Genomic DNA, 12,900 nt, shown 5'->3' on the forward strand with positions numbered 1-12,900 from the left:
GGAATAAGCCTGAAACAAAAACGGGGCACCGGGAATTTCTCCCCGGTGCCCCGTTTGCTTTTTCAAAGCCGCGTTCAGATCAACCTGAAACAGCGCTTTTGGTGGTGCCCGGAACCAGCAGTTTTGCACCGCCCCCATTATCCAGAACTTCAAACACACCCAGAGCCCGACGCGTACGACCATCCGGCAGCAGCGTGAACGGACCGTCCACCCCCGCAAACCCTTCCGAACGGGTCAGCACATCGGCGGGGTAACCATTAGGCGCCACGCGCGCCACGGTGGTGGCAACTTTTGCAGCATCATAGGACAGATCAGCCAGCGGGCGTGGCATATGGTGGTTGCGTGCCATAAAGCGGCTGGCAAAGCTCTGGCGGGATGACGGGTCCGGCGCCGCATACCATGCACCCTTCAGGGCACCCAGCTTGGTCGCAAACGCAGCCCACAGGCCCGGCCCCATAATCCGCACATTGGCGGAGGACACCTGACTATCTGCCAGCGCACCAATCACGTTTTTCAGGCCAAGGCCCGTATCACCCAGCAGCAGCGCATCAAACGGCGGCGGCGCAAGTTTGGGCACTGTCGGGGTTGGCGCTGCGCCATCAGCCGAAGCCGTTGCAGGCGTATCAGACCCACCTTTGAGAGCGGCAGCCAGATCAGACGGCAGCGTCTTGTCTGTCGTGTCCGCGCTGCCCGTAGCGGGTGCCGCAGGCGTGCTTGCAGGCGCAGACGCATTGCCATCCGGCTGTGCTTCCGCACGGCGCGTGTCGTAAGAAGACAGCTCCCGCATCATCTGCGTAATGCTGGCCTGAGAGCCGGTGTGATAAACAATGGTGGGGGACATCAGGCCCTGATCCCGGCAGGACGCCAGCAAACCATTCCCCAGCGCATGGCCCAGCGGATTATCCGGCAGGAAGGCTGCAAAACGATGCCGCCCTTCCTGACGCGCCGTGGCAACCAGACGTTCCACCTGATCTTCCGGCGTAATGCCCATCACCCACACACCATTCCGGGCCTGACCAACATCACTGGTAAAAGCCAGAACCGGCATGCTGGCGGATTGCGCAGCAGGTGCTGCTGCAGCGGTGTCCACCGCCGTCAGCGGGCCGAGGATAATGCCATCGCCAGCTTCAGCCGCCGCCGTGGCCGCAGCGGAGGCGCCCCCAACGGCTGCTGTGTCATGCACGTCCATTTGCAGGGCAGACACCTGCCCCGGCGTCGTGGACGTTCCATTTTCTGCAAGAGCAAGCTGCGCCCCGGCCAGAAGCTCATGCCCCAGGGCGGCATTCGGCCCGGTCAACGGCAGCAGAACGCCAATCTTGTGGCTCGTCGCGGCCTTTGGGGCCTGCGGGCCAGTGGCTGCACCGGGGCCGGACTGGTCCGCACATCCCGCCATTGCAAGGCCAACTGTACCCAAAACAACCATTCCGGCCTTGCGTCCTGCGCCATTTCCAGCCAGACCTCGCGTGGATGCCTTTGACAGGAAAGAATATGTGCGCGTCATCATCCAGATCGTCCTCCGCAAACAACCGGCCTGATGAAGCTTATGACCGGACTTCCACACTCCATAGCGAAGGAAAGGCCTCTCGTCATGCCTTCTCTTCCTCAGGTGGTGCGGCAGGCCTCACTCTGGTTGCGACTCCCATAGGAAATCTGGGAGATTTCAGCCTGCGTGGTGCGGAAGCTCTGGCCGAAGCCGACCTGATTTTGTGTGAAGATACCCGCATGACAGCCCGCCTGCTGTCTGACCGGAATATTACAACCCGCACGGAAGCCCTGCACGAGCACAATGAACGCCAGCGCGTTCCGGCCCTCATCGAGCGGATGCAGAACGGCACCCGCATGGCGCTTGTGTCCGACGCCGGCATGCCGCTGATGTCCGACCCCGGCTTCCGGCTGGTGCGGGCAGTGATTGACGCGGACCTCCCGCTGACCGTCATCCCCGGCCCTAACGCTGCTTTGACCGCACTGGTGCTATCCGGCCTGCCGCCGCACCCCTTCATGTTCATCGGCTTTCCGCCCCCGCGCTCTGCCGCCCGCAAGGAAGCCTTCGCCAAACTGCGCGCAGCGGAACGAGCTGGCCTGAGCGCCACCCTGATCTGGCATGAAGCCCCGCACCGTCTGGCGGATACGCTGGCCGACATGACCGAAGTGTTTGGGGAAGACCGCCCGTGCGCCGTGGGACGGGAACTCACGAAACGCTTTGAGGAAGTCAAACGCGGCCCTGTAGGCACGCTGGCCGCATTCTATGCGGAAACAGCACCGCGAGGAGAAATCACCCTCCTGCTCGGCCCGGCAGAAGCCGAGGAAAGCAGCGCGGATGATCTGGATACGACCCTGCGCAGCCTGTTGAGCACACATTCCGTCAAAGATGCCGCAGCCCTCGCCGCCACGGCCATTGGCCTGCCCCGCCGCACGGTTTACGCCCGTGCGCTGGAACTGGCTGCGGAACTTAAAAACAGCGCCGACTAAGGCGTCCTTCAGGCGGCAGCACTTTCCCCAAGGGCTTCGCCTGCCGCGTGCCCGCTGGCCCATGCCCAGTGGAAGTTATAGCCACCGAGCCAGCCGGTCACGTCTACGGCCTCGCCAATCACATAAAGGTTTGGCACGGTCTGCGCTTCCATAGTTTTGGAAGACAGTTTCCGGGTATCAACGCCGCCACGTGTGACTTCCGCCTTGGCAAACCCTTCCGTTCCGGTGGGGTGCAGGTCCAGACGATGAATGCGGTCAGCCAGTGCACGTAGCGTGCGGTCCGGCCATTCTACCACGGGGCGCTCTTCCGGCGCACCCTGACGCGCCAGTTCCTGCGCCAGACGGTGCGGCAACCAGCGCCCCAGCGCTGCCGGGCCTTTCATCTGCCCTTTGGCTTTTTTCAGTCCGGCCAGAAGTGCGTTCAGATCTTCACCGGGCAGCAGATTAATCCGCACGGCCTGCCCCGGCTCCCAGTAAGACGAAATCTGCAGTAACGCCGGGCCGGACAGGCCCCGATGCGTGAACAGCAGCGATTCATCAAACCCGATTTTCCCGCAGGACGCCCTTACTGGCAGAGAGACGCCAGCCAGTGATTGCACCCAGCTTTCGTCAGGCTGCCCAAACACCAGCGGCACCAGAGCTGGCTCCGGCGAGACAACCGACAGGCCAAAATAGCGGGCAATATTATAGCTGAAGCTGGTGGCACCCAGTTTGGGGATGGAGAGGCCACCCGTCGCCAGCACCAGCGCTTTGCTGGTGAAGGTTCCGGCAGAGGTCTGCACCCGGAAATCCTGCGGCTTGGTGACATCGGTAATGCGCACATCCGTCAGAATGGTCACATTGGCGGCCGCACATTCCGCCAGCAGCATCTGCACAATGTCCCGCGCGGAATTGTCGCAGAACAACTGCCCCAGCTTTTTCTCGTGCCAGGGGATTTTATGCTTCGCCAGCAGTTCCAGAAACTGCGCAGGCGTGTACCGGCTGAGCGCCGAGCGGGCAAAATGCTTATTTTGGGAAATAAAGCGTTCAGCCCGCATTTCGGTATTGGTAAAATTGCAGCGCCCGCCGCCAGAAATCAGGATTTTACGCCCAACCTCCGGCGCATGATCCAGCACGACAACGCGCCGACCGCGCCGGGCCGCTGTAAACGCCGCCATCAGCCCGGCAGCACCGGCACCAATAATCAGCACATCGGGCGCACGACGCGCTGCGTCGCCGCCATTATGAAAGGTCACGCTCTTCAGAAATCCAGATTGGCGTAATAATCCGGCGGGGTAATGCCAGATACGCGGTCACCCAGCAGGGGGCGGAAACAGGGGCGAGACTTCATGCGGGCGTACCAGTCCCGCACCGCCGGCGCTTTGGACCAGTCAATATCCCCAATAAAATCAAGGCTGGAGAGATGGGCTGCTGCCGCAAAATCCGCCAGAGAGAGGAAGTTACCAGCCAGCCAGTTCCGGTTTTCCGCAAGGAAGTTGATGTATTTCAGGTGCGGCTTCATGGCCGCATAGCCTTCCCGCAGAATGGTGCCGTCCGGGTTGCCGCGGCCGCTAATGCGCTTCATGACGCGCTCGCCAATAAAACGGCGGGACACATCGCGGGCAAAGCGCTGGTCAAACCACGCCACCAGACGCCGCACTTCCACGCGCTCAGCCAGCGTGCGGCCCAGCAGCGGCGTATCGGAATAGGCTTCTTCCAGATACTCGCAGATCACGGAGGAATCCGGCACAACCAGCCCGTTATCTTCAACCAGAACCGGCACTTCACCCGCCGGGTTCATGGCGTAGAATTCCGGGCGTTCTTCCCACACCCGTTCCACGATGGCTTCAAACGGCAGACGTTTTTCACCCAGCACAAGCCGGATCTTCCGGCAGTAGGGGGAGAGGGGGAGATGATACAGGGTACGCATGCGCAAGATTTATGACATTGTCTGCCAGCGCGCCAGAGGGTAATCGGGCCTGCGGGCATCAAATAATGCACAGGGTCCCTGCGCGTTCTGCACAGATGCTCGACAGACAACCCTTGCAGCGTGTACCACTGCTGCACTTTCCCGTCCGATCCTACGCAAGCGAGATCTCACGTCCTTGTCCGCCACGACATCCCCCCTGCCCCGCATCCGTATCTCCGGCCGGTCCTTTCTGGCGCTCACGCTCACCCCGGAAGCCCCGCTGGAAGACTGGCTGAGCGCGCTGGATCACCAGATTGCCCGCTCCGCCGGGTTCTTTGCCGGCAAGCCCATTATTCTGGACCTCGGGATGCTGGATGCTGAAACGCAGCATCTGGCTGATCTGCTGCCTGCCCTGAAGGAACGCGGCATCCGCGTGATGGGCATTGAAGGCGGGGACCGCTCCTGGCCCGCGCTGGCGGACTGGGAATGGCCGGAAAACTTTGCCGGTGGCCGCGCCTCTGCCGAGATCGATATCCCGGAAGATGACGTGCCCGAAGCCCCCGGCCCGCGCACGCTTATTCTTGAGAGCCCCATCCGCTCCGGCCAGCAGGTCGTGTGGCCGGATGGTGATGTGATCATTCTTGGCTCCGTCGCCTCTGGGGCGGAAGTCTCAGCCGGCGGCTCCATCCATGTCTACGGCCCTCTGCGTGGCCGGGCCATTGCAGGCATTGGCGGGAATGGGGAAGCCCGTATCTTCACCCGTGCGCTGGAAGCCGAACTGGTGGCGATTGACGGTTTTTACGCCACCGCGGAAGAAATGAATGCGGACCAGACAAGTAAACCAGCTCAGGTTGCACTTTCCGGGGAAACACTCACTTTCCTTCCTCTCACGTAACATTTTCGCGCAAAAGACTTCGCATAATGCGAATATTCTGCGTTCCATTTTTGATGACAGATTGTAAGGTTGCGTTCCTACACGGCTGTCGTACTAAGCTGACGGCAAAGCAGCCTTAAAGACCAAAGAGGAATAACACGGATGTCAAAGGTTCTGGTCGTCACGTCCGGCAAAGGTGGCGTGGGTAAGACCACCACTACCGCAGCCTTAGGCGCAGCGCTGGCACAAAATGGTCAGAGCGTTGTGCTGGTTGATTTCGATGTCGGCCTGCGGAACCTTGATCTGGTAATGGGCGCAGAACGCCGCGTGGTGTTTGACCTGATCAACGTGATTCAGGGTGATGCCAATCTGGCGCAGGCGCTCATCAAGGATAAGCGCGTCCCCTCCCTCTCCCTGCTGCCTGCCTCCCAGACGCGGGACAAGGACGCCCTGACGTCTGAAGGCGTGGCCAAGGTAATTGCGGAACTGCGCAAGAAGTTTGACTGGGTGATCTGTGACAGCCCTGCCGGGATTGAGCGCGGCGCGCAGATGGCCATGTATCACGCCGATATGGCCGTGATTGTCACCAACCCGGAAGTCTCTTCCGTGCGTGACAGTGACCGCATTATCGGCATGCTGGACAGCACAACGGAAAAAGCCAAAAACGGTGAGAAGCTGGAGAAACACCTCCTCCTCACCCGGTATGACCCGCAGCGCGCCTCCCGGGGTGACATGCTGGGGACAGACGATGTGCTGGAAATCCTCTCCATTCCGCTTCTGGGCATCATCCCTGAAAGCGGCGACGTACTGCGGGCCTCAAACGTGGGAGCCCCGGTTACGATAGCTGAGCCTGAAAGTGCAGCGGCGCGCGCCTATAACGATGCAGCGCGGCGTCTGGCAGGCGAGAAGCTGGAAGTCACTATTCCCACGGAACGCAAAGGCCTGTTTGACTGGCTGTTTAAACGGAGAGTCTCATGACCTTCCTCTCCAATATCTTCAAACGCCGCTCCTCGGCCCCCGTCGCGCGCGACCGTTTGCAGATTCTCCTCGCTCATGAACGGATTTCCGGTGGGGACGGCAAGGATGACCTGCTGGCCCAGCTGCACCGTGAAATCATGGAAGTGATCAAACGGCACGTCGCCGTGGATCAGGACAAGGTGCAGATCAAGCTGGATCGCGGTGCCCACTGCTCCACGCTGGAAATTGACGTGGAAGTGCCCGGCCTGACGGATGTCAAACCGGGTGAAAAGCCCGCCATTCAGGCTGCCAAACCTGCCCCTCAGGCTAAAAAAGCCTGAGACCTTCCGCCATTACGGCATGAAAAAACCCGGCCCGCTCTGGCAGCGGACCGGGTTTTTCTTTGCCCGAAAACTCTCAAACAGGGTCAGGCCGGCAAAAGCGGCTCCAGCCAGCTACGAGCCTGCTGGAAATCCTGACGGATTGCGGCCACGGCTGCCTCCGCATCATGCTGGCGGAAGGCCTCAAGCAGCAGCATGTGCGGATGGTTAGCCTCCACTGGGCTGGCTGGCGGCAGACCATTGGTGCCCGCATAAAACGGCCCAATCCGCGCCCAGAGACGCTGCATGATCCCGGCTGTAATAATCATGCTGGAAAATTCAGCAATCGCACTATGGAAGGCCGCGTTACCGACAGCCGCCTGATGCGGGTCTCCGGCCAGATAGCCATCAATAAAGGACTGATGGCAGGTTTCCAGCACGGTAATCTGTTCTGGCGTGATCCGCCCCGCGACGTTGCGCGTCAGCCGCTCTTCCAGGTCCCCGCGCAGCGGATGCACTTCCTGAAACACGTCCCGCGAGAGCTCGGGCACGCGCGCGGTGTTGCGCTCATCCAGTTCCAGAGCCTGTTCGGACACCAGCCGCAGCAGGGCCTCACGCACCGGCGTCGGGCTGAGTTTGAGAGACGCCGCCAGCGGACGCAGAACCAGCCTCTCACCGCCCTTATACGTGCTCAGGATCAGACGTTCTCTGATCTGCTGATAAGCATACGCGGCAAGCGCCCCTTTGGCTGCCGCCGGACGATCAGAGTCCAGAGCGGGCGCATCGTCATGCAACATCATGGGTATGGGTCACCTGCTGGTTCAAAAAATTCTTATACGGGCCGTCCTGCTATTCCAGCAGGGTGGGAGAGCCGTCCTCCACAATCCTGCCGTCCTGCATCACGACAATTCTATCAAAGTTGCGCAAAGTTGAAAGCCGGTGTGCCACTGCAATCACAGTTCGGCCCACCATTAGCCGCTCCAGCGCCTTTTGCACATGTGCTTCACTTTCCGTGTCCAGCGCACTGGTGGCTTCATCCAGAATAAGGATAGGCGCATTCCGCAGGAAGGCCCGGGCAATGGCAATCCGCTGCCTCTGGCCACCGGAAAGCTTCACGCCCCTGTCCCCCACCAGCGTCGCAAACCCCTCCGGCATGGCTTCAATAAAGTCCGCACAACCAGCCGCCGCCGCTGCGGCGCGCACGGCCTCATCCGTCGCATCGGGACGGCCATAGCGAATATTTTCCATCACGGTGCGATGCAGCAGAGAGACATCCTGCGGCACAATGGAGAGGCAGTCCCGCAGGCCATCATCCGTCAGGCTGCAAATATCCTGCCCGTCAATCAGAATACGGCCAGACTGCACAAAGCGAAGCCGCTGCAACAGCACCAGAACCGTGCTCTTGCCGGAACCGGATCGCCCCACCAGCCCCACGCGGGTGCCTGCGGCAATATGCAGGTTAAACCCATCCAGCACCTTCGCCCCGCCGGGATAGGCAAAACCGACATCCTCAAACACAATCTCACCGCGCACCGGGCCGCGGTGCGGCACGGCGTCATCGCGGTCCGGCATATCGTGCGGCACCAGCAGCGCGGACAGCACTTCAGAAAGCCGGGCATTGTGCTGAATGGTCTCCACCAGCGCCATCGCCAGATCCCGCGTGCCATGCAGAATGGCAAAGCCAAGGGTGATGACCATCACCACCTCCCCCACACTGGCGTCGCCATGCTGCCAGAGTAGCACTGCCCAGATCAGCAACCCCGCCGTCAGCACAGCCGTCAGCACGGCGTGCACCATGCGCAGCTTTTCCATGTAGCGCAGGGAACGCAGGCGCTCGCCCATCTCCTTGCCCGCCAGCGTATTAAAGCGCAGGCGCTCCTGCGTGCGCATCCCAAAGGCACGCACCAGAGCGATATTGCCCATCACATCCAGCGTCTCACCCTCAAGCCCGGCAGCAGCAGCCGCATATTCCCCGTGCAATGCGCGCCCGCGCACCGCCAGACGGAACATCAGCAGGCACAAAGCCGCTGCCAGAACCACCGTCACACCCCCCATCAGCCAGCTGACGGACAGCATGAGCGTGACGGACAACAGCACATTCAGCGCAGGCGGCAGGACGCTCCATGCCAGAAGATTTTCAAGGGTGAAGCAGACATTCCCCGCCGTGGTGATCCGCGCGGCCAGAGACGTTGGCATCCGCTCGGAAAAATATGCGGGGGAATGACCCGTCAGAAACCGGAACAGATCGCGCCGGATATCTCCGGTCATTTCAATAAAGGTGCGCGAGGCAAACCAGCCCGCAATACGCCAGCCCATATTATCTGTGGCAATCAGCACCGCCAGAATGGCCACAGCCTGCCAGACAGCCTCTACCGGCCCATTATGCGCTGTGGCCGTCATCACATCCACCAGATGCCGGATGGCGTAGGAGGACAGAACCGCGCAGCCAATTGCCAGCCCGACCGAACCAAACACCATCACATGCGCCATGGCCCGGTTGCGCATATAGCGCAGCAGAAACGCCACGGGCCGCCCGGCATACACATGCAACTCGCGGTCTGGCACCACGATGGTTTTATCGGCCTGCGTCTGCTGCGTGCCAGATTGTGTGCCCGTTCCTGCCATTCTGCCCTCTTTGTGATGGTGAAGCTTAGGTTGCCCCACACTTTTTGTGTCCTGTCACTTGGGAAGACGGCGCTATCATGGCAACAGACCACTGAAACGCAGAAAGATTAAAAAAGCGCTTTTTGTGCGCTCAGCGCGTCAGAACCCTTGCGTCCTGCGCACAAGCCTGCTTGCTGAGGGTGTTATGCAGTCGTCTTCTGAAAAAACCAGCTGGTTCCCCATCATGCTTCGCCTCGACGAAGCCCGTGTCCTCGTCATTGGTGGCGGGAATATCGCCGCCAACAAGGTGCGCCTTCTGGTGCCCACCGGCGCACGGATTGAACTCCTCTCCCCCACACTCTGCCCGGAATTGCAGCGTCTGGCGGATGATGGTGTGCTGACGCATGTGCCGGGTCTGGTATCGGAAGACGACGTGCGCGCCCGCCTGCCCGGCTGCCGTCTGGTCTATATCGCCACGAATGATACCACGCTGAACCGCAGCCTTGCCGCTGTGTGCCAGCAACAGAATGTGCCGGTCTGCGCGGTGGATGATCCGGGTAATTCCAGCTTCATCACCCCCGCGCTCAGCACACGTGGTGCGGTGCAGGTCGCCGTCTCCACAGGGGGCGCTGCTCCGGTTCTCGCCCGCCGCCTGCGTGCCAAAATTGAGGAAATTCTGCCCGCTGGCCTCCATCTGCTGGCTGACTTCATGCAAAACGCCCGCCTGCCGCTGCGTGCACGCCTGCCCGACCCGTCCGACAGGCGGCAGGTGTGGGAACGGTTTCTGGATGGAGCCGGTGGCAATCTGGCCATGAGCGGACAGACAGAAGCCGCCAGACAAGAGCTGAACAACCTGCTGGAAGGGCACACCCGGCAGGGCGAAGTCTGGCTGGTCGGCGCTGGCCCGGGAGACCCGAACCTGCTCACCCTCGCCGCCCTGCGTCTGATGCAGGATGCGGATACGGTTCTGTATGACAATCTGATTGGCCCGGACATTCTCAACTATGTCCGGCGCGATGCCGAGCTGATTTTTGTCGGCAAGCAGCGCAACCGGCACACCCTGCCGCAGGAAGGCATTAATGCCGAACTGGTCCGCCGCGCCAAAGCGGGTGAGCGCGTGCTGCGCCTGAAGGGCGGAGACCCGTTTATTTTCGGCCGTGGCGGGGAAGAAATTGAAACGCTGACAGAAGCCGGCGTGCCCTTCCGCATTATCCCCGGTATTTCCGCTGCCAATGGCTGCGCGGCCTATGCCGGCATTCCGCTGACGCACCGGGACTGCGCACAGGCGTGCCTCTTTATTACCGGCCACGCCAAGGCCGATGGCACGCTGGATCTGGCATGGGAAACCATCGCCCTGCGCAGCCAGACAGTGGTGATCTATATGGGCCTGACCATGCTGCCACAGCTCAGCGCGCAACTCATAGAACATGGCCTGCCCGCCGACTGGCCCGCTGCCCTGGTGGAACGCGGTACAACGCCGCAGCAGCGTGTAATTACCGGAACCCTCGCCACGCTGCCTGAACAGGCTGTTGCTGAAAATGTGACCAGCCCTGCCCTGATCATAATTGGCGAAGTTGTGCGGCATCGGGTGTCCCCAACGCTACCGGAGGCGTAACAACTGCGTGACCTCCGGGTACATTCCCTTATCGTTTCTCGTTATAACAACAGGGTTTTTTGCATCTCCCTGAGGCGGACAAGTTCTATTCCCGCATAGCACCCCTCCGCCACAAGCGTGCAAGAGGGCGTGCTCCGGAGGCTTTGTTTCGATCCAAAATCGTTACCTGATCCGGAACAAATCCTCATAACACTTTGACAACAAACAAAAACTCCCAAAACCCCGCACACCCCAGCCCGCATACGCTGCATAAGTGCCCCTTAAAAGCCTCACAGCTCAAAGGCTGTACGCCTCCTTTGCCTCAACCCTGTTTCCTTGCCGGTCAGGCCTTTGTACTGGCAGAAAACTCTTCTTATCAGGGTGTTGACGGAGGGAAGTCCAATCTCTCAGAGATAGCAAACGACGTGAGGGAGCAGACTTTTATGGCATCGAGAAAACGGGCACTTCTATTACCTGTTGTGGTAACATCCGTTGCCTGTGCGCCATTTATGACTGCGCCATCTGCGCTGGCTGATGACTATAGTGACCTGCTGGATATCCTTCAGCTCAAAGGCAGTCTGACCAAGCATGAGCATGATACGCTTCTGGCCAAACATCTGAGCCACACCGCAGCCACCACACAGCACGCAGCCCCTGCCCGTACAGCCCGCCCTGTTCGCACCGCCACGGCCTCTGGCGCACATCATGCCGGACAGGCTGCGCACACCCTCGGCTCAGGCTATGAAGATGGCATCCGGTTTGATCCGGGCGCACCGGATGAAGCCTCCAGCCGCGCAGAACTGGCCGCCAACCGGGCCGAAGCCAGCGCTCGTTCCGCGCAGGAAGCGATGCGCTCCACCAATGAGGCCCTGAACAGCAACAGCATTGTCCGGGTGGCCAAATACGTGCCGGGCAAAGGCCTGACCTTCAAGGCCGGCCCGATCGACATCAACTTCTCCGGTTTTGTGAACGGGTTCTACACCTACAACAGCCCCGCAGGCGGTCGCCCCGTGGCAGGTGGCGTCTCCACCGGCTCCAGCGGGTTTGATTCCTCCTCCGTACGTAACGGCCTGCTGCCCGCAGGCTTTATCCTCAAGCTCAGCACTACCCAGTCGGGCATTGATATGTCCGCCGTGCTGGGCATGTATCCGGGCGTGGACAATGCCAAGAACGGGGCCTTCAACGCCAATACAGGCGGCAGCCCCGTCGGGCTGGGCACCGCCGGGATCGATCTGCGACAGGTTTACGTAACGGTCGGCACCAAAAAAGTCGGGACGTTCAAGATCGGGCGAGACCTCGCCATCTTCGGCAGCGACGCCATCCTGAACGATGCCACCCTGCTCAGTGTGGGTTCCACCGGTAGTAACGCCGCACCGGGTAATACATCGCTTGGTCGTATCGGCGTGGGGTATGTCTATGCGGACTGGATCCCGCAGATTTCCTACGTCTCTCCCAAATATCACGGCCTGCAAGGGTCCGTCGGCATCTTCCAGCCGCTTGATGAATTCAACTTTGCCGGTGGTGATTCCTCAGGCCGCGCGCTCTCTGCCTCCTCCTCTCAGCACTCCTCACCCATGGTGCAGGGCAAAGGCACTTACGACTTTACGATTGGTGGCGTGCAGACCCGTATCTGGGCCAGCTTCCTTGTCCAGCATCAGCAGGGCCTGACCAGCCCCGATCTGGATGCCAGCAGCCGCCGCGGCGCGATGGTGGAAGCAGGAGAAATCGGCACCAAGATCACCTACAAAGGCTTTCAGGGTGTGGCCTATTACTACCGGGGCAGCGGGCTGGGCACCACCGGCCTGTTCTTTGACGGCGTTGCGAATAATGGCCGCAAACGGGCGTCGGAAGGCTATTACGTGCAGGCCATGTATAACTTCACCAAGAAGTTCAAGCTGGTCGGCAGTTATGGTGTGAGTAATCTCTATCAGGCTCCGGGCGAAAACAGCTCACTGCTGGTGCGCCGTAACCAGTCCGAAGTCGGTGCGGCCTTCTACAGCCTGACTGACTGGCTGAACCTTGTGGCGGAATACGCTCACACGGAATCTGCCGCCCACGGGCCGAACAAGGAAAGCGACAACTCCGCCTCCGCTGGTGTCATCCTGCTGTTCTGAGGCGGCTGGTTTTTCTGAACCATCACCACCCCGGAACGTTGGGAAAGAAAGCCGCGCCCTGCCTCCCGGCCCTGTGCCGT

Annotated in this window: 11 protein-coding genes; 6 read left to right on the forward strand and 5 right to left on the reverse strand. The window is 60.8% G+C overall.

Features of this window, described 5'->3' with window-relative positions; all coding sequences use genetic code 11:
- Positions 1-79 precede the first annotated feature (79 nt).
- Positions 80-1,501, reverse strand: coding sequence for a penicillin-binding protein activator (locus tag AD930_RS16190; RefSeq protein WP_061507172.1), 1,422 nt, complete (start codon positions 1,499-1,501; stop codon positions 80-82).
- Between AD930_RS16190 and rsmI the strand changes: the two genes are divergently transcribed.
- Positions 1,489-2,469: a 16S rRNA (cytidine(1402)-2'-O)-methyltransferase gene (rsmI, locus tag AD930_RS16195; protein WP_061507173.1), complete on the forward strand. Its 981-nt coding sequence runs from the start codon at positions 1,489-1,491 to the stop codon at positions 2,467-2,469. The two genes, AD930_RS16190 and rsmI, sit on opposite strands and share 13 nt — an antisense overlap.
- 8 nt (positions 2,470-2,477) lie before the next feature.
- Here the strand turns inward: rsmI and AD930_RS16200 are convergent, their stop codons facing one another.
- Both AD930_RS16200 and AD930_RS16205 read right to left on the reverse strand, forming a co-directional pair.
- Positions 2,478-3,704 carry a BaiN/RdsA family NAD(P)/FAD-dependent oxidoreductase gene (locus AD930_RS16200; protein ID WP_061491439.1) on the reverse strand — a complete coding sequence of 409 codons (1,227 nt, stop codon included), beginning with the start codon at positions 3,702-3,704 and terminating at the stop codon, positions 2,478-2,480.
- A gap of 5 nt (positions 3,705-3,709) precedes the next feature.
- Entirely contained in the window at positions 3,710-4,378 is a 669-nt protein-coding gene (locus tag AD930_RS16205) for a glutathione S-transferase family protein (protein ID WP_061507063.1), read from the reverse strand.
- A 175-nt stretch (positions 4,379-4,553) separates the two neighbouring features.
- Here AD930_RS16205 and minC point away from each other — a divergent pair, with 175 nt between their 5' ends.
- The 3 genes from minC to minE all read left to right on the forward strand — a co-directional run bounded on the left by minC (position 4,554) and on the right by minE (position 6,529).
- Positions 4,554-5,252, forward strand: coding sequence for a septum site-determining protein MinC (gene minC, locus AD930_RS16210; RefSeq protein ID WP_061507064.1), 699 nt, complete (start codon positions 4,554-4,556; stop codon positions 5,250-5,252).
- A gap of 141 nt (positions 5,253-5,393) precedes the next feature.
- Entirely contained in the window at positions 5,394-6,209 is an 816-nt protein-coding gene (minD, locus tag AD930_RS16215; RefSeq protein ID WP_043552344.1) for a septum site-determining protein MinD, read from the forward strand.
- Positions 6,206-6,529 carry a cell division topological specificity factor MinE gene (minE, locus tag AD930_RS16220; RefSeq protein ID WP_061491437.1) on the forward strand — a complete coding sequence of 108 codons (324 nt, stop codon included), beginning with the start codon at positions 6,206-6,208 and terminating at the stop codon, positions 6,527-6,529. The genes minD and minE overlap by 4 nt, the downstream gene beginning before the upstream one ends.
- Before the next feature lie 86 nt (positions 6,530-6,615).
- Here minE and AD930_RS16225 read toward each other — a convergent pair whose 3' ends face one another.
- Together AD930_RS16225 and AD930_RS16230 are read right to left on the reverse strand one after the other, a co-directional pair.
- A complete protein-coding gene (locus tag AD930_RS16225) occupies positions 6,616-7,308 on the reverse strand; it encodes a GntR family transcriptional regulator (RefSeq protein WP_082781961.1) in 693 nt (230 codons plus the stop codon).
- 49 nt (positions 7,309-7,357) lie between these two features.
- Positions 7,358-9,133 carry an ABC transporter ATP-binding protein gene (locus tag AD930_RS16230; protein WP_061507065.1) on the reverse strand — a complete coding sequence of 592 codons (1,776 nt, stop codon included), beginning with the start codon at positions 9,131-9,133 and terminating at the stop codon, positions 7,358-7,360.
- A 184-nt stretch (positions 9,134-9,317) separates the two neighbouring features.
- On the opposite strand from AD930_RS16230, the gene cysG reads away from it, so the two are divergent.
- Positions 9,318-10,727 carry a siroheme synthase CysG gene (gene cysG / locus AD930_RS16235; protein ID WP_061507175.1) on the forward strand — a complete coding sequence of 470 codons (1,410 nt, stop codon included), beginning with the start codon at positions 9,318-9,320 and terminating at the stop codon, positions 10,725-10,727.
- A gap of 422 nt (positions 10,728-11,149) precedes the next feature.
- The gene (locus AD930_RS16240) at positions 11,150-12,820 is read left to right on the forward strand and encodes a hypothetical protein (protein WP_061501560.1); all 1,671 of its coding nucleotides are present in this window, start codon (positions 11,150-11,152) and stop codon (positions 12,818-12,820) included.
- The last annotated feature ends 80 nt before the right edge of the window (positions 12,821-12,900 follow it).

It is taken from the genome of Acetobacter malorum (assembly GCF_001580615.1).
GTDB lineage: Bacteria > Pseudomonadota > Alphaproteobacteria > Acetobacterales > Acetobacteraceae > Acetobacter > Acetobacter malorum.